Raw genomic sequence first — 17,318 nt, forward strand, 5'->3', positions numbered from 1 at the left:
CCCGTCTCCACCTCGCAGTTTGAGGGCGATTGGCGCAGCGGGAGCGCGCTTCCTTGACACGGAAGAGGTCACTGGTTCGATCCCAGTATCGCCCACCATCAGCAACACCTGAACCGCCTGTCAGATCTGACAGGCGGTTCTTCTCTCTTCGGCTCGTCGCGGCCGCCGGTGACTGAACGTGCGGATCGTTCCCGTAGCGGACTTGACATCCACAGCCGCGGAAGAGGGCTGCCTGCCATCGCCGCCCAGAAGGTGTGCGAAGCCGAGTATCGGTCGGTGGCCCACCTCTACGACCGCGAAGGGGATAAGTGATGACGGTTCATCACGCCGAGAGGCCGACGCTACTGTCTTGGGGTTCGAGCCGGACTTTCTGATCTCGGACATCGGTCTGCTTCGTTGCGGTGAGTGACGAGGCGGATCCGTTGCGGGACTTGAAGTGCGGATGGAGCAATGGCATGCGCGGCGACGCCGAACCGAACCCTCCCGTGCTGGAGACTGTTCGTCGCTGGCGGGACGGGCTTGTCGACCTGTCGGAGCGGAACCCGCTTCTTCGGTTCCGGATGAGCAGGGCCGGCGCGGTCCGGATTCTGTCGCCGGGGGCCGCCCCGCTTCTGGACGGGATGCGGGCCGGCACCGCCGTCAGGATCTCGCCGTCGGATGTGGCTCGGGGGTTGCGGACCGACCGGACCGCTGAGGAACTCGTGCCGCTTCTGCGGGACCTGCAGCGCCGGTCGCACCGGGAGTTCCTGGAACGCGGGCGCCGGACGCTGCACCTCGCCGTCGGATCGTTGAGTTGGGCGGACGACGACGACATCAGGTACTCCAGTCCGCTGGTGCTCGTCCCGTTGCGCCCGGGGCCCGCCGGTGACCGGCTCGTGGCGGAGGAACCCGTCGTCAACCCGGTGCTGGCGGTGCGGCTGCGGCAGGTGGGGATCGTGCTGCCGGCGTCCGGTGATCTGGCCGCGATACGGGCCGCGGTGTCCGGGCGGGCCGGCTGGCGGGTGACCGAGCCGGTGATGCTCTCCTGTTTTTCGTACGGGGCGGAGGCGATGTATCAGGACCTGCTCGACAACGAGGCGGTCGTCGTCGCCCACCCGATCGTCCGGGCCCTTGCCGGAGAAGAGAGCGGAAGAGAGGACGAGCCCGGGACCGCGAACGACGTCGAGACCCGTGTCGAGGTCGACCCCGATCAGCGGGCGGCCGTCGCCGCCGCGCTGGCCGGGCGATCGTTCGTGCTGGACGGCCCGCCGGGCACCGGCAAGTCGCAGACCGTCGCCGCCATGATCGGGGCGCTGCGGCAGGCCGGCAGACGGGTTCTCTTCGTCGCGGAGAAGGCCGCCGCGCTGGACATGGTCCGGCGGCGGCTCGGTGTCGAACCGCATTCGCACCTGATGCCGGAGGCCACCCGGGAGGCGGTCGCGAAACTGGCCGGGGCGTGGCGTCCGGCCGCCGAGGGGCCGGACTACCTCTGGCGTGATGTCACCTTCCGCGGTTCGCTGGACGCGCGTCTCGCCGAGAGCGCGTCGGCGCTGCACACCCTGACCGGTATCGCCGCCGCCCACGCGCCGCTGGCCGCGGCGTTCGGCGTCGACCGGCTGTGCCGTGCACCCGATCTGGCGCGCCTGGTGGACCTCGGTGCGCGGCGCCCGTCCGGTGTGCCGGTGCAGTGGCTGACGGCGGAGCGGCTGGACCCGTTCCGGGAGGCGGCCGGCCGTCTCGCCGTGGAGTTGCGGGAGTTGGCCGGTCGCCGGGCCGCGGCGGACCGTGCCGCCGGGGTCCCCTGGTTTCAGATTCCGGTGCCGGACAGCCTGCCGGGCGTCGACACCACCGACGGCGGGGACCTGACGGCGGAGCAGGCCACGGCCCTCGCCGGGACGTTCGGTCGGGACGCCGCGACGCTACGGGAGGCCGGCGGTCGCCTGGCGGAACTGGCCGACATGCTGGGACTGCCGCCGGTCGTGTCGTTCGGCGACGCCGAGGCGACCCTGGTCGTGGCCGAACTGGGCCGCAGCGCCGACCGGCCGGAGCGCGTCTGGCTGTCGGCTGCCGGGCGGGCCGACGCGGATCGGGCGGTGCGGGAACTACGGCAGGCCGGCGAGGCCCTGGCGGCGGCGGAACGGGCGGCCACGCCGTACTTCACGGAGGATCTCCTCGGAACCGATGTGGACGGACTGGCGCGTCGGTTCGCGTACCCCCAACAGGTTCTGAAGAAGCTCGGTGGGACCTATCGGGCGGACAAGCGCGCCCTGGCGATCGTCACCCGCCCGGACGTGACCTGGCAGGACGCGCGTGACCACCTGTCGCTCGGGGTGGCCTGGAATCAGGCCGTGACCGATTTCGCCCAGGCGGAGAGCCGGCATGGTGTGGCGTTGGGCGCCTACTACACCGGGCGCGGCACCGACTATGCGCCGATCGCCCGCGCGCTGGCCACGGCGGACGTCGCGATCCGCCGGGCGCGCACCTCTGAACTGGGGAAACTCGCCGACCACATCGCTCGGGACGCCATCGCCGATCCCGGGGTGCTGGCCGCCGCCGAGGAGATCCGGCGGATGCTGCCCGGCCGCGACGATCGGGCCGCGATGCCGATCACCGAGGCGGCCGGGCGGCTGGACGGCCACCAGGCGCCCCTGCTGGCGGCCGCCGAGGTGGCCCGGTCGGTCAGCCGGGCCGTGCACCGGGAGGTGACCGTCAGGGGGGCCGTTCAGCTGCTCGAATTCCGGTCCGCGGTCGACGCCGGCTACGCCAGGATCGCGGCGAGCGGTGACGGGGAGGTCCTCGGGACGTTGTACGCCGGCGACCGCACCGACATGCGCGCCGTGACCTCCGCGCTGGACTGGGCGAAACGGATGCGCGCCTGCCTGACCGGCGACGACACCCCCCTGTCCGGCGCGCAGGCGGCGGCGCTCGACGGTGTCGTCCCGGCGCCGCGTCTGAGCGACGTCGTCCAGCGGTGGACCCGGGCCCGCGCCGACCTGCTGGCGGCGTTCACCCCTGCCCGGCAGGCCGGTCTGGCCGCCGAACTGGACGACTACGCCGGGGCGGAGGCGCTGGTCGCGGCCTTGCGGGCGGATCCGACCGGACCGCAGGAGTGGTTCGCCCACCAGGACGCCCGTGCCGAACTCGACGGTCTGGGCGACGACATCGACCCGAGTTGGCCGGCCGGCCGGGTCCGCGACACCCTGTCGATCAAGCCGTTCGTGATGACGTCACCGTCGGCGGTCAGCCGGAACATTCCCGCGGGTACGCGTTTCGACGTCGTCATCGTCGACGAGGCCGGCCGGCTCACCCCGGCCGACCTGCTCGGTTGCGTCTATCGGGGGGATGCCCTGATCGTCGCCGGCGATCCGGCGCAGTTGCCGCCGCCGGACGCCTCCGCGTCGGTCCTGGACCTGATGGCGGGCGGTTTCCGCTCGTTCCGTCTGCGCCGGCACTACCGGTCCCGGCACGCCTCGCTTGCCGCGTTCCCGAATGAGGCGTTCTACCGGGGTGAACTCGTTCCGGTGGGCACCGACGCCGACGCCGAGGAGGCGGGCCTCGAGGTGTTCCCGGTGGACGGCGTCTTCCGGCGTGGCGCGGTGCGCGACAACCCGGTCGAGGCGGCTGCGGTCGCCGAGCGGGTCCGCCACCATTTCACCGTCCGGCCGCACCTCACGCTCGGCGTCGTCGCCCTCTCCGAGGCGCAGGCCGCCGCCATCGAGCGGGCAGTGGACGACGCTCACCTGGACGAGTTCTTCACCGACGACCGGCTGGACGGTTTCTTCGTGAAGAGCGTCGAGGCGGCGCAGGGCGACGAACGCGACGTGGTGATCCTCTCGGTCGGTTACGGCCCGGACGAGACCGGCCGGACCACGCCGAACTTCGTGCCGCTGACCAGGGAGGGCGGCTGGCGTCGGCTGAACGTGGCGGTCACCCGGGCCCGCCGGCGTCTCGAGGTCGTGACCAGCCTGCGGCCCGCGGACATCAGCGCCACGACCGGCAGCGAGGGGTTGCGGTATCTGCGGCGTTTCCTGGACTACGCCGCGGCCGGGTGACCGGCCAGCATCTCCTCGGTCAGTTGCCAGACCCGCTGCGCCTCGGACTCGTCACACAGCCGGCTGTAGAGCGGCTGCTCGGCCGGGATGCCGGAGAGATGCTGGAAGCCGCTCGGCCCGTAGAAGCGACCGCCGTGCGTGTCCGGGGCGGTCGCGGCATACAGGGCCGCCTGGGCGGCCGACTCGGACGTACCGATGATCAGACCGAGACGGCCCATGGCACGGATCGCCAGTCCACCGGCGGTCGGCCGGGGGCGGCCCACCTCGGGCCGCGCCTGGAGCAGGTTGGTGGCGGCCACCCCGGGATGGGCCACGTTGCTGGTGATCCGCCAGCCGGCCGCCCGGCTTCGCCGGTCGAGTTCAAGAGCGAAGAGACCGATCAAGATCTTGGATTGCGAGTACGCGCGAAAGCCGTCATAAGACCGCTCCCAGTTCGGATCCGACCAGTTGATGCCGTGCTGGTCAGCGGCGACGCTGAGTTGCGTGGTGACCCGGGCCTGTCCCGCCCGCAGCACCGGCAGCAGCCGGCTGATCAGGGCGGCATGACCCAGATGGTTGGTGCCGAGCTGGAGCTCGAAGCCGTCGGCGGTGGTCTGCCGGTCCGGTGGCGTCATCACCCCGGCGTTGTTGATCAGGAGGTGGATCGGCCGGTCCTCGGCGAGCAGGGTGTCACCGAGTGCGGCGACCGAGGCCAGCGAGGAGAGGTCGAGGGTTCGCAGCGAGACTGCGGCGTCCGGCTGCCGGTGCCGGATCCGGGCGACGGCGGCCTCGCCTTTGGCCGGGTTGCGGACCGGCATGACGACCTCGGCGCCGGCCGCCGCCAGCCGGGTGGCGATGGTCAGGCCCATGCCGTCGCTGGCGCCGGTCACCACGGCCAGCTTGCCGCTCAGGTCCGGGATGGTGATGTCGGGGCGGGTACGTGTCATGGACATCAGATTCGCGCCGATCCGGGACGACATCCACGGCCTGACGATCCCCCCTTACGACGGGGACGGGTATCGGCTGCGGTGATAGAACGGACGACATGATTGATCGGGCGGGGATGGCCGACTTCCTGCGCCGCCGTCGCGAGTCGCTGCAACCGGAGGACGTCGGTCTGCCGCGCGGGCGGCGCCGCCGGACGGCCGGCCTGCGCCGCGAGGAGGTGGCGACGATCTGCCACCTCTCGGCCGACTACTACAGCCGGCTCGAACGCGAGCGCGGCCCGCACCCGTCCGAGCAGATGGTCGCGTCGATCGCCCAGGGCCTGCGGCTCTCCCTCGACGAACGTGACCACCTGTTCCGTCTGGCCGGCCACCGCCCGCCGCCGCGGGGCGGGACGGGCGAACACCTCAGCCCGGGTCTGTTGCGCATCCTGGACCGGCTGACCGACACCCCGGCCGAGGTGGTGACCGAGCTCGGCGAGACGCTGCGCCAGACGCCGACGGCGGTGGCGCTCACCGGCGACCTCACCCGGTTCACCGGGCCGGCCCGCAGCATCGGCTACCGCTGGTTCACCGACCCGGCTTGCCGGGCGCTCTACCACCCGGACGACCATCATCTGCATTCCCGGGTGTTCGCGGCGGGTCTGCGCCGGGCGGTCGCCCTGCGCGGCCCGGGTTCCCGGGCCGCGCACCTCCAGCGCCTGCTGCTGGAGTCCAACGAGGAGTTCCGGGCGGTCTGGGACGAGCACGAGGTCGGCGTGGAGTTCGACGACGGGAAACGGTTCCTCCACCCGGAGCTGGGTCTTCTCGAGCTGTCCTGCCAGCGGCTTCTCGACCCGGACCAGTCCCACGTGCTGTTGGTCTACACGGCCGCGCCGGGCAGCCCGGCGCAGGAGAAGCTGCGACGACTCGCGGTCAGCGCAGTCCGACGATGATGGAGGCGGTCAGCACGCTGGTCACGATGAAGAACGGGGCGTTGATCGCGCCGTAGAACAGCGGGCGCGGGAAGTTCGGGTTGATGGCGATCTGGAACGTCATCGCGGTCAGGTAACCGACGCCGACGATCAGCCCGAACACGACGGCGTCGCCGATGCCCGTGATGTCCAGCGCCTCGATCAGCACCGCGCTGGTGATCGTGGTGACGAGCACGCAGACGAGCGGCCCGAGGTTGGTGACCGGCGACGATGCGGGCGCGGGCGCGTTCTCCCGGCCCAGGGCGACCACGTACGCCTTCGCGATGATCTTGGTGAAATAGAGTCCCGCGACGGCGAACGAGGCGATCGCGGCCAGCAGGACCGAGAGCCAGTTGATGTCGGTGAGAACGGTGAACACGGGGACTCCTCAGCGGTCGGGGCGACTACGGAGGAATCCTGTCGGGTGAAGGTGCCAGGTTGTGTCCTGTACTCACAGGATCCCGCGTATGACCGAAACGGTATGAATACGCGGGCGGCACTGTCGCTCAGACTGAACCCTGTCTATACAGGCTGGTGAATGGAGTACTCCCATGGCCGGTTCCACGCGTCATCGACGTGTCCTTCTGGTCACGTTGCCCGGTCTCGTCGGGCTTCTCGGTCTGCTCTTCACGCTGGCCTCGGTGCCGGCGTCCGCGGCCGCCGCGCTCACCGTCGCGCAGGCGATCAGCAGCCAGAGCGGCAGCAGCGCCGCCGTCGTCGGCTACATCGTGGGGGAGCCCACGGCCACCGACACGGTGCGATTCAGCAGTTTCACCGGGGACACCGCGCTGGCCATCGCCGACAGCGCGAGCGAGACCGACACCGACGACATGCTGTACGTGCAGATCACCAGCTCGTACCGGTCGGCGTTCGGGCTGGCGAGCAATCCGAGCCTGATCGGCAAGGCTCTCACCGTGACGGGGACGCTGACCGCGTACTTCGCGCACGCCGGCCTCAAATCGCCGAGCGCGATGTCTCTCGGAACGAGTGCCACCACCAGCCCGACGTCGACGGCGACCGCGACGCCGACCGCGTCCAGCACCACCGACACCTACTACGCGAACGCGCTGGGCAAGACCGGTTCCAGCCTGAAGAGCGCGCTCCACACGATCATCTCCAGCAACGTGACCAAGCTGTCGTACGACGGGGTCTGGGACGCGCTGAAGGTGACCGACCAGGACCCGTCGAACTCGTCGAACGTGAAGCTGTTCTACTCCGGGATCAGCCGGTCGAAGTCGCTCAACGGCGGCGACAGCGGCGACTGGAACCGGGAGCACGTGTGGGCGCAGTCGCACGGTGACTTCGGCACCACCGCCGGGCCGGGCACCGACCTGCACCACCTGCGTCCCGAGGACGTCACGATCAACGCGCTGCGCGGCAACCTGGACTTCGACACCGGTGGCACCGCCGTCTCCGGCGCGTCCGGCAACTACAGCGACTCGAACTCGTGGGAGCCGCGGACCGCCGTCAAGGGCGACGTCGCCCGGATGATCTTCTACATGGCCGTGCGCTACGAGGGCGACGACGCCTTCGCCGACCTGGAGGTCAACGACACGGCCGGCAACGGCAGCGTCCCGTACATGGGCCGGCTGTCCACGCTGAAGGCCTGGAACACCGCCGACCCGCCGGACGCCGCGGAGAAGGCCCGCAACCAGACGATCTACAGCACCTACCAGCACAACCGGAACCCGTTCATCGATCACCCGGAGTGGGTCAGCTCGATCTTCTGATCGGCGTCCGCAACAGCGCGCTCGGCCGGTACCGGCCGGCCGAGATAGAAGCCCTGGCCGAGCGGCACGCCGCACGCGGCCAGGGCATCGCGTTGCCCGGACGACTCGATGCCTTCGGCGATCACCGTGCAGTCGTGTTCGCGGGCGAACTCGACCAGCGAGCGGATCGACGCCCGCCGGGCCTCCTCGGTCTCGACGCCGTCCAGGGCAGCGGAATTGACCTTGAGGTAGGCGGGCTTGAGGGACTCGACGCGGGCCAGCGAGTCGTATCCGGCGCCCGCGTCGTCCACCGCGATCCGGGTGCCGGCCGGCAGTTCGGCCAGGTCACCGGGCTCCGCACTGGTGATCTCCAGGATCACCGGCCGGTTGCACTCGGCGAGGAGTTGTCCCAGCTCACGACGGCGCAGCAGGTCGGTGGAGACGTTGATCGACAGCCAGGTGCCGTCCGGCAGCGAGGCCGCGGACGCCATCGCGGCCCGGACCAGGGCGGCGTCGAGGTCGATGTGCCGGCCCTGCGCCTGCGCCGCCTCCAACCCCACCTGCGGGCTGCTGCCGTCGGCGAACCGGGTGAGAGCCTCGTAGCCGACCACCTCGCCGGAGTCCAGCTCGAAGATCGGCTGGAAGACGGTGAAGAAGGTGAACTCCTCGAAGGCACCCGCGCCGCTGACCGCCGTCGACCGTCCCCGGCGGACCGTCTGCGGTGCCCGGACGGCGACCTGGCCCGGCCGCTCGTTGCCGTAGTGCAGCACCGACGCCCAGTCGCCGATCACCCGGGCCTCGGCGTGCCCGGCCGGCGCCGCGGCCTTCGGTTTGTCCGCGGACCGCGGCGCCTTCTTCGGCGTGACCGGGCGGTACAACCAGCCGCGCAGGTGCGTGAAGAAATCGACGAACGTGTTGCCGATCCCGACGAAGGCGATCATCGCGTAGGCGGAGAGCACCAGGTTGATGCCGGCGAACACCAGGTTGTCCCAGCGGTGCAGCTGGATGTCGCGGACCACGGTCCACGCGCAGAAAGCGATCAGGGCCAGCGGCGCCAGGAGGTAGGTGGTCGCGGCCGTCGTCCGGTCGCGCACTTTGGGCGTACGTTTGAAAGCGCTCTTCTCCCCGGTCAGAAGCTGAAGCAGGGACGCGAAGCTGCCGGAGAGGTTGACCGGCAACAGGATCAGGTTGAATCCGTAGACCCGCAGGACGTCGGCCCGCCGGTAACCGCAGTGCTTCAGGTCCGCGGCCATCATGAAGAAGTACGGCACCGACACCAGCAGCAGGATCGGGTTGAGCAGGTCCGCGTTGAACGGGTACACCAGCATCACGACCAGGCAGATCGAACTCCAGAAGATCGATGCCATGTAGTTGACCCGCAGGAACAGCTCGCCGAACCGGTTCTTCTGCCCGCGCGCCGACTTGGCCCGGAACTGGTCCTGCAGACGCGACAGGATCAGCAGGCCGCCGTTCGCCCAGCGCTGCCGCTGGATGCAGAGTGAGCCGAAGTCCGGCGGTGTCGCGCTGTACGCCATCCGCTCCGGGTAGTTGTAGAGCGTCCAGCCGTGCACGCCCAGGTCGATCGTCGACTCGGTGTCCTCGATGACGGTCCGGTCCTGGATGTAACGACGGATCTCCCAGTCACCCTCGTACGCGACCTCGCAGATCTCGTCGAGGGCCTTCTTGCGCAGCACCGCGTTGGCGCCGACCCAGAACGTCGCGCCGTAGTGCGTCATCCCCTGATGCACGATGTGCTGGATGTCGGTGGTGGCGCCGGAGATCCGCTCGATCCGGGTCGCCGACCCGGGAAACGCGCTGTACGGCGTCTGCGCCACCGCGTCCTGCGCGTGCGCGCCCTGCTCCAGCAGGTGGACCAGGCGCAGGGCGTACTCCGGAAGCAGCACACTGTCCGCGTCCAGGGTCAGTACATAGTCCGGGTTCGGGACGGTCAGGTCGGCGCGACCGGGCCCGGCGGAGATCAGCGCGATGCCGAGCGGCGTGCTGACCTCCTGGTAGGAGCCGCCCATCAGCCCGATGTAGCTGTTGAGGTTCATCGCCTTGTTCGGTTCGCCGGAGAGCGAGACGTAGCGTTTGCGCTCGAACCCGGTCACGGTCACGTCGAAGATGGCGAGAAGCCGCTGGTAGAGCTGGTTCATTCGGCCGGCCGGCAGGATCGCCTCCTCGTCGATGCCCTGCTCGAGGGCGCCGGCGATGGTGCCGAGGTCGTCGGCGAGCCGGTTCAGGATGTGGTCGACGAAGAAGCTGTCGGTGTGGTCCACCATCTCCTGGCGGTGCCCGAGGCCGTAGAGCCAGCCGACCGCGTACCGGTACTCCGCCGCCAGGTTCCGCATGTCGGCGAGGCCGGGCTTCTTGCGATCGAAGGCGTCGAAGGCCTTCTGCACGTGCTCGAACGGCACGGCGAGCTCCGCCTCGATCCGGCCGGGCAGGGCACGGGCGGACAGCAGCAGATCCCGCGCGGCCCGGGTCTTCGGCTTCTGCGGATCGTCGATGAGCAGCACCACCCGCAGGCCGGGATACTCCTGCAGCGCCGCCGAGAGCAGAGTGGTCCGGATGACCCGCTCGTCCTCCTGATACGACGGCACCAGCACGGTCACCGTGGGCGTCCCACCGGTCTTGTCACCGGCCAGGAACGGGTCCAGGGCGATCCGCGGGGCCCGGTGATGCGCCCGGCTGCGATAGAAGTAGCCGATCCGGGTGATCAGGTAGGCCATCGCCGACGCGGCCAGCGCCGTGATCACCAGCATGTACACGATCGCCTCGATCGCCAGCCGGGCGGTGGTCGCCGCACCCGCGACGAACTGCACGATCACCGTGTAGATGATGTAGCAGGCCCAGACCGTGATGGTCAGGATGATCGCCAGCCGTCCGCGCGCGATGCGGCCCTCGGAGATCGGGGGCGGGACCAGGGGATGCGGTTCCGTGCGCCGGTCGGAGCCCCACTGCCGGTTGCGCTGGTGCATCGAGGTCCCTCTTCTTCCGCGTACGGGGTTCCTGCCGTCCCCATCGGCTTGTTTGTGACGTTGGTTGAGGTTTCTCAACTTCGCGGCGAATGCGCCGATCCAAAGGTGGGTTCTCGTCCAGCCTTGGGAGGCGTCATGGAAGTCGTCGCGGATCCCGACTGGGACGAACCGGAAGAACCCGTCATGCGCCTGTCGTGGCTGCGGGTCGGTTTCCTGATCGTGATCGTGATCGCCCTCGGCGGCGCCGGAACCGCCGGAGTCATGCACCTGCAGGACACCGCCGGGCCGACCGCCAAATCGTGGGCCGTCCCGTACGTCGACGTCACCCTCACCCCCACCTTCGAATTCCAGGACCCCGAGGTGAACCCGGCCAACGACATCGCCCTCGCGTTCGTCGTCGCCGACCCGGAGGACTCCTGCGCACCCAGCTGGGGCGGCTACTACAGCCCCGACGAGGCGGGCGCGACCCTGGAACTCGACCGGCGGATCAGCCAGCTACGGGCCAACGGCGGCGACGTCATGCTCAGCGTCGGCGGGCTCACCAACGCCGAACTCGCCGTCGCCTGCACCGACCAGGGGCGGCTCACCGACGCATACCGGCAACTGGTCGACCGGTACGAACTGACCAGCCTCGACCTGGACATCGAAGGCACCGCCGTTGCCGACCAGCCGTCCCTGGAACGCCGGGCCCTGGCACTCAAGACGATCCAGGACGAACGCGAGGCCGCCGGGGCGGAACTCGAGATCTGGCTGACCCTGCCGGTCGCACCGACCGGGCTGACCGCCGAAGGACTCGGCGTGGTGCAGACGACCCTCGCGGGCGGCGTCGCACTGAGCGGCGTCAACATCATGACGATGGACTACGGGTCGGCGTCCGGCAGCACCACCCCGGACATGCTCGACCTCGCCGAACAAGCCCTCGAAGCGACCCACCGGCAGCTCACCGACCTGTACCTGCGCCTCGGCGTGCAGCTCACCTCCCGGGAGATCTGGTCACGGCTCGGCGCCACCCCGATGATCGGGCAGAACGACGTGGACGCCGAACGTTTCACTGTGGAGGACGCGAGCGGGCTGGCCACGTACGCGATCGACAAAGGCCTGGGCCGGGTGTCGATGTGGTCGCTGAACCGGGACGCGCCCTGCCGCGGAACGTTCACCAACGTGGTCGTGCACTCCAACACCTGCAGCGGCGTCGACCAGGAGACACTCGCCTTCACCTCGGTGTTCATGGGACTGCCCGGCGAGGCGGTCGGCACCTCGGGACGGGAAGCGGTGACCATCCCGACCCGGACCGCGGCCGAGGACGATCCGTCGACCAGCCCGTACCCGGTATGGCGATACACCGCGCAGTACGTACGCGGCTACAAGGTGGTCTGGCGGGGTGTCGTCTACGAGGCAAAATGGACCAACCAGGGCGTGGACCCGTCGACGGTGACCTCGTCCTCCGACTCGCCGACCCCGTGGTCCGTGGTCGGCCCGGTCGGGCCCAGCGAGAGCGCGCCCCAGCCCAGCTCCACGGTGACCGACGTGACCGAGACGTGGAACACGGAGAAGGTCTACGCCCGCAAGGACCGGGTCCTCTTCGAGAACCTGCCCTACGAGGCGCGATGGTCGAGCAAGGGCGAGGCGCCGTCCACCGAATACCCCATCGGCCCCGACGAGCCGTGGCAGCCCCTCTTCGTGATCCCCGGTGAACCGCTGACCGGTTGACGCCTCTCGCCTCTGGCCACTCGCCACTCGTCTCTCGTCGCTCGTATCTCGCCTATCGTCGGATTCATGACGACGCGCGTCGATCCGTCGGTGCCGACCAGGTTCGCCGCCGACCCGGCCTGGGGCGAACGGGCCGCCCGGCCGCTGCGCTGGGCGGCCGGCCCGGGCGCCCAGCCGACCGACGACGAACTGGAGGCCCTCCGCGCGGGCCTGCTGCGCCGCGACGAGCCGGCGGCAGCCCTGATCCGAGCGGTGACACCCCAGGCCCTGCACCGGGCGCTGGCCGCCGGACCGTTCGCAGACGACCTGCCCGGCAAGGTGCGAGAGTTCTACGACCTGGCGCTGAACCGCCCGGCCTGGGTCGACGACCGGCTGCTGGACCGCGGCGCCCAGGCCTGCCGCGCCTTCGGGAAGGACGCCACCCTGGTCCTGACCTACGGCTCCCTGCTCGGCGGCTACCGCACCGCGGCGGCCCTCGAACCGCTGGTGCGCACCGGGCGCCTGGCCGGCGGCGAAACCCGGCGCCGCCTGCAGGAGACGACCCTCTGGTGGCGGGCCGTAACAGCACCCGGCGGTCTGGCGCCGGGCGGCGAGGGGTTGCGCTCGACCCTTCACGTACGCGTGATGCACGCGCTCGTCAACGCCCGCCTGGAGGCCGCACCGGACTGGGACATGTCCCACCGCGGCGTGCCGATCAACCAGTACGACCAGGCGAGCACACTGGGCGTCTTCAGTACCAGCTTCCTCCTGCACCTGCGGCTGCTCGGCGTCCGGGTGTCCGGAGCGGACAGCCGGGCCGTGATGCACCTGTGGAGTTACGTGGGCTGGCTGATGGGCGTCGACGAGGAGTGGCTGCCGTTCACGGAACGCCGGGGCCGGCGCCTGCTCTACCACTTCCTGGCCAACGATCCGCCGCCGGACGACAACAGCGTGGCCCTGGCCCGCGCCCTGACCGGCCGGACCGGTGATCATCGGCTGCGCTTCTGGGAGCGGGAACGGGCGTTGTCGCTGGGCGCCTGGCTGCTGGGGCCGGCGGCGATGCGCGACCTGGGCCTGCCCTACCGCCTACCGTGGTACGCCCTGTCCCGGGTGGCCGCCAACATCGTCGTCAGCCAGGGAATCGGTCGTCTACCGGGTGGTCGCAGGTTCCTGCTGGCCCGAAGCGACCGGCAGGCGAGAAGTCAGCTCGACGAGTAACGTCCCGTGTCCCGTGTCCCGTGTCCCGTGTCCCGTGTCCCGTGTCCCGTGTCCCGTGTCCCGCGTGGTGCATCGCCCCCACGACCGGGCCAACGCACCTTGATCGACACGGGATGCGGGTGGTTCGCGTGGTTCGGTGCGTGCGGCGGGCGCCGGTGACGCTCACGCGAACGGGTATCGCCGAACAGCGCGGAACCGCTCAGGAACGGGACTCCCCTGACGCACACCACCGAAGGTAGGGGTCAGACGCCTGATGCAGTGCCGGTGTCGTGCCAGAGGTAGCCGGCCAGGACCAGGGCGGCGACAGCGATGGCGATGCGTAGTGGCCGTTCGGGAGTTCGCCGTACCAGGGCCGGGCCGAGCCAGCTGCCCAACAGGCAACCGGCGGCGAGCAGGGCGGCGGCAGTCCAGTGGACCGGGGCGACAGCGGCATACAGGGCGGCCGCTGCCAGATTGGATCCACCCAGGACGGCGGTCTTGACGGCGTTGGAGACGGCGAACGGCTCACTAGCAGCCAGTGACAGAGCGGCCAGCATCAGAACACCGGCGGCAGCCCCGAAGTAGCCCCCGTAGATCGCGATCACGAAGACGGCGAGCCCCACCGGCGGCCGCACCCCGGGGCGGGCATACCAGGACCGCAACTGATCCCGGAACAGCAGGGCAAACGCGCCTACCGCGATGAGCCACGGCACGACCCGCTCAAACGCGGACGACGGGGTGCTGAGCAGCAGCACAGCCCCACCGAGCCCACCAGCCGCAGAGAGCACACCAAGCCGCGCGATCCGGAGCCCTTGGCCCCGAAGTTCACGCCGCGACCCAGCCGCCGAACCCGCCACCGAGGCGAGCAGAGCCACATTGTTCGTCACGTTGGCGGCCACCGGCGGTATCCCGACAGCCAGCAGAACCGGATAGCTGACAAGCGAGGCCAGCCCGGCCATCGAGCCGGTCAGCCCCGAGCCGATGCCACCGACGAACAGCAGCACCACATGATCCAGATCCACGTGGCGTCAGCGTAGTGCCGCCCATCCCACCCCGGCACCGCCCATAGCCCCACCCGAACCCTCCGTCATCCCCATCCGCGATCCCACCGGCTCCCGGCTCCTGGCCCCGGCCCCGGCCCGGCCCCGGCCCGGAGAGGGTTGCCGGGTGGTGGGCTCGCGACCTATTCCTTGATCTCGGCGCGGTTGATGGTCCAGCGGCGTGCCTGCTCACTGAGCGTGATGCCGAGACCGGGACGGGTGGACAGGTGCAGGCGGCCGTCGCGGATTTCGAGACGTTCGTTGAAGAGCGGATGCAGCCAGTCGAAGTGCTCGACCCACGGCTCGTGCGGGTACGCCGCCGCGAGATGCACGTGGATCTCCATCGCGAAGTGCGGCGCCAGGGCGAGGTGCTGCTGCTCGGCGAGGGCGGCGAGCCGCAGGAACTGGGTGATGCCGCCGATGCGTGGCGCGTCGGGCTGGAGGACGTCCACCGCGTCCTGCCGGATCAGTTCCCGGTGTTCGGCGACGCTGGTCAGCATCTCGCCGGAAGCTATCGCGGTGTCCAGGCTGCGGGCCAGCGCCGCGTGGCCGGCCGCATCGTAGGCGTCGAGTGGTTCCTCGATCCAGACCAGCCCGAACTCCTCCAGCGCACGGCAGACCCGCTGGGCGGTCGGGCGGTCCCACTGCTGGTTGGCGTCGACCATGAGGGGGAAGTCGCCGCCCAGGTGTTCGCGGACCGTTCGGACCCGGGCGAGATCGACAGCGGGCGACGGGTGCCCCACCTTGATTTTGATGCCGCCGATGCCCGCGGCCCGGGAGACGCCGGCGTTCGCCACGATCTGTTCGACCGGTTCGTGCAGGAAACCGCCGGAGGTGTCGTAGCACCGGACCGCGTCACGGTGGGCGCCGAGCAGTTTGGCCAGCGGCAGGCCGGCGCGCTTGGCTTTGAGGTCCCACAGCGCGACGTCGAGCGCGGCGATCGCCTGGGTGGCGGCCCCGCTGCGACCGACCGAGGCGCCCGCCCAGGCCAGCTTGGTCCACAGGCGGGCGATGTCGTTCGGATCCTCACCGATCAGTTCAGGCGCGATCTCACGGGCGTGCGCGAACTGGGCCGGCCCGCCGGCCCGTTTGCTGTAGCCGAAACCGACACCCTCGTGCCCGTCCGCGGTGCGGATCTCGGCGAAGAGGAAGGCGACCTCGGTCATCGGCCGCTGCCGTCCGGTGAGCACCTTCGCGTCGCTGATCGCGGTCTTCAGCGGCAGGGTGACCGAGGAGAGCGTGACGTGGGTGATCCGGTCGATCATGTGATGCCTCCGGGCGTCAGCGGACCAGGCAGGGACGTTTCGGATCGAACCGCCAGCCGGGAACCAGGTATCGCATGGCCACGGTGTCGTCGCGGGAACCGAGGCCGTGTTCCAGGTAGAGCTCGTGGGCGGCGGCGAGGGCGTCGGGGTCGATTTCGACACCGAGTCCGGGGACGGTCGGCACGGTGATGTGTCCGTCGCGGATCGGCAGTGGTGAGCGGGTGAGCCGCTGACCGTCCTGCCAGATCCAGTGCGTGTCCAGGGCGGTGATCTCGCCGGGCGCGGCCGCGCCGACGTGCGTGAACATGGCCAGGGAGATGTCGAAGTGGTTGTTGGAGTGCGACCCCCAGGTGAGGCCGAAGTCGTGGCAGAGCTGGGCGACGCGTACCGAGCCGCGCATGGTCCAGAAATGCGGGTCGGCGAGCGGGATGTCGACGGCGTGGGCGCGGACGGCGTGTGCCATCTGCCGCCAGTCCGTGGCGATCATGTTGGTGGCGGTGCGTAGCCCGGTGGCCCGCCGGAACTCGGCCATCGCCTCCCGGCCGGACAGGTCTCCCTCGGCGCCGACCGGGTCCTCGGCGTAGGCGAGCACACCGCCCAGGTCCCGGCAGAGGGCGACGGCGTCGGCGAGCAGCCAGCCGCCGTTCGGGTCGAGGGTGATCCGGGCCTGCGGGAACCGGTGGGCGAGAGCCCGGACCGCGGCGACCTCCTCCGTACCGGGGAGGACGCCGCCCTTGAGCTTGAAATCGGTGAAGCCGTAGCGCTGCTGGGCGGCCTCAGCCTGGGCGACGATCGACTCCGGGGTGAGGGCCGGCATCCGGCGCAGGCGTTCCCAGTCGTCGGCCGGATCCTTCTCGCGGACGTATGCCAGATCGGTACGGCTGGGGTCGCCGACGTAGAAGAGATAGCCGAGCACCGGCACGCTGTCGCGGTGCACACCCTCGCCGAGGAGTTCGGCCACCGGCACCCCGAGGTGCTGTCCGAGCAGGTCCAGCAGGGCGGACTCCAGAGCCGTGACGGCGTGGACGGTGACACGGACGTCGTACGTCTGGCGGCCCCGTCCCTGAACGTCCTGGCCGGCGTGCCGGGTGGCGAAGCTGCGCAGCAGCGAGCCGAAGGTGGCCACCGGCTTGCCGAGCAGGATCTCCCGGGCGGCCTCGGCGGTGTGGCGGATGGCGTCGCCGCCGGGTGCTTCGCCGAGTCCGACTCGTCCGGCGCTGTCGGTGACGATCACGACGGTGCGGGTGAAGAACGGTCCGTGCGCGCCGCTGAGGTTGAGCAGCATGCTGTCGTGGCCCGCGACCGGGACGACGTCGATCCGGTCGATCGTCGGGCTGCTCCCCCTCACCGAGGCCACCCCACCTTCGCGGGCAGGGCCCGATCCGTCCCGCTGTCTGCCGTGGAGCCGGCGCCCATCGGGTATCGCCGGATCCGTCGTGTCCGGGCGGTTGTCAGGGCACTCCTCTCCACCGTCGGCACCCCCGCTTTCCTCAGCCGCGCCGTGCGGTTCCTCATTTGTGTGTACGCCGC

At 70.4% G+C, this 17,318-nt stretch carries 11 protein-coding genes and 1 tRNA gene; 6 read left to right on the forward strand and 6 right to left on the reverse strand.

The features are described from left to right. The first annotated feature begins 23 nt into the window (after positions 1-23). Positions 24-98 (forward strand) — tRNA-Val (locus WH85_RS16585). A gap of 357 nt (positions 99-455) precedes the next feature. Next, positions 456-4,031 (forward strand): DUF4011 domain-containing protein, encoded by a 3,576-nt coding sequence (locus WH85_RS16590; RefSeq protein WP_045742780.1) that lies wholly within the window; start codon positions 456-458, stop codon positions 4,029-4,031. On the opposite strand, the gene WH85_RS16595 is transcribed toward WH85_RS16590, so the two are convergent. Continuing rightward, positions 4,013-4,957: an SDR family oxidoreductase gene (locus WH85_RS16595; protein ID WP_045742868.1), complete on the reverse strand. Its 945-nt coding sequence runs from the start codon at positions 4,955-4,957 to the stop codon at positions 4,013-4,015. The two genes, WH85_RS16590 and WH85_RS16595, sit on opposite strands and share 19 nt — an antisense overlap. 101 nt (positions 4,958-5,058) lie before the next feature. Between WH85_RS16595 and WH85_RS16600 the strand changes: the two genes are divergently transcribed. Next, positions 5,059-5,889 carry a helix-turn-helix transcriptional regulator gene (locus WH85_RS16600; protein ID WP_211275382.1) on the forward strand — a complete coding sequence of 277 codons (831 nt, stop codon included), beginning with the start codon at positions 5,059-5,061 and terminating at the stop codon, positions 5,887-5,889. Here WH85_RS16600 and WH85_RS16605 read toward each other — a convergent pair. Next, positions 5,870-6,286, reverse strand: coding sequence for a DUF1761 domain-containing protein (locus WH85_RS16605; protein WP_045742782.1), 417 nt, complete (start codon positions 6,284-6,286; stop codon positions 5,870-5,872). The two genes, WH85_RS16600 and WH85_RS16605, sit on opposite strands and share 20 nt — an antisense overlap. Before the next feature lie 172 nt (positions 6,287-6,458). Here WH85_RS16605 and WH85_RS16610 point away from each other — a divergent pair, with 172 nt between their 5' ends. Next, positions 6,459-7,637 carry an endonuclease gene (locus WH85_RS16610; protein ID WP_052720498.1) on the forward strand — a complete coding sequence of 393 codons (1,179 nt, stop codon included), beginning with the start codon at positions 6,459-6,461 and terminating at the stop codon, positions 7,635-7,637. Here the strand turns inward: WH85_RS16610 and WH85_RS16615 are convergent. Further along, positions 7,607-10,597 (reverse strand): EAL domain-containing protein, encoded by a 2,991-nt coding sequence (locus WH85_RS16615; protein WP_045742783.1) that lies wholly within the window; start codon positions 10,595-10,597, stop codon positions 7,607-7,609. The genes WH85_RS16610 and WH85_RS16615 overlap by 31 nt on opposite strands. Positions 10,598-10,732: 135 nt before the next feature. On the opposite strand from WH85_RS16615, the gene WH85_RS16620 reads away from it, so the two are divergent. Further along, the gene (locus WH85_RS16620; RefSeq protein WP_045742784.1) at positions 10,733-12,307 is read left to right on the forward strand and encodes a chitinase; all 1,575 of its coding nucleotides are present in this window, start codon (positions 10,733-10,735) and stop codon (positions 12,305-12,307) included. Between the two features lie 66 nt (positions 12,308-12,373). Continuing rightward, on the forward strand, positions 12,374-13,504 hold the full coding sequence (locus WH85_RS16625) for an oxygenase MpaB family protein (RefSeq protein WP_045742785.1): 1,131 nt from the start codon (positions 12,374-12,376) through the stop codon (positions 13,502-13,504). A gap of 242 nt (positions 13,505-13,746) precedes the next feature. On the opposite strand, the gene WH85_RS16630 is transcribed toward WH85_RS16625, so the two are convergent. From WH85_RS16630 to WH85_RS16640, 3 genes are all read right to left on the reverse strand, one after another. After that, positions 13,747-14,505, reverse strand: coding sequence for a sulfite exporter TauE/SafE family protein (locus tag WH85_RS16630; RefSeq protein ID WP_045742786.1), 759 nt, complete (start codon positions 14,503-14,505; stop codon positions 13,747-13,749). 161 nt (positions 14,506-14,666) lie between these two features. Further along, entirely contained in the window at positions 14,667-15,788 is a 1,122-nt protein-coding gene (locus WH85_RS16635) for an L-talarate/galactarate dehydratase (protein WP_045742787.1), read from the reverse strand. Positions 15,789-15,804: 16 nt separating this feature from the next. Continuing rightward, the gene (locus WH85_RS16640; RefSeq protein WP_245673961.1) at positions 15,805-17,136 is read right to left on the reverse strand and encodes an enolase C-terminal domain-like protein; all 1,332 of its coding nucleotides are present in this window, start codon (positions 17,134-17,136) and stop codon (positions 15,805-15,807) included. Positions 17,137-17,318: the final 182 nt, after the last annotated feature.

Origin of the sequence: Actinoplanes rectilineatus (genome assembly GCF_000962825.1) — a bacterium.
Classification (GTDB): Bacteria; Actinomycetota; Actinomycetes; order Mycobacteriales; family Micromonosporaceae; genus Actinoplanes; species Actinoplanes rectilineatus.

What these genes read in the sequence shown, in the direction of transcription:
- WH85_RS16590 (WP_045742780.1), top strand. Translation starts at nt 456, where the DNA reads ATGCGCGGCGACGCCGAACCGAACCCTCCCGTGCTGGAGACTGTTCGT.
- WH85_RS16595 (WP_045742868.1), bottom strand. Translation starts at nt 4,957, where the DNA reads ATGACACGTACCCGCCCCGACATCACCATCCCGGACCTGAGCGGCAAG.
- WH85_RS16610 (WP_052720498.1), top strand. Translation starts at nt 6,459, where the DNA reads ATGGCCGGTTCCACGCGTCATCGACGTGTCCTTCTGGTCACGTTGCCC.
- WH85_RS16615 (WP_045742783.1), bottom strand. Translation starts at nt 10,597, where the DNA reads ATGCACCAGCGCAACCGGCAGTGGGGCTCCGACCGGCGCACGGAACCG.
- WH85_RS16620 (WP_045742784.1), top strand. Translation starts at nt 10,733, where the DNA reads ATGGAAGTCGTCGCGGATCCCGACTGGGACGAACCGGAAGAACCCGTC.
- WH85_RS16625 (WP_045742785.1), top strand. Translation starts at nt 12,374, where the DNA reads ATGACGACGCGCGTCGATCCGTCGGTGCCGACCAGGTTCGCCGCCGAC.
- WH85_RS16635 (WP_045742787.1), bottom strand. Translation starts at nt 15,788, where the DNA reads ATGATCGACCGGATCACCCACGTCACGCTCTCCTCGGTCACCCTGCCG.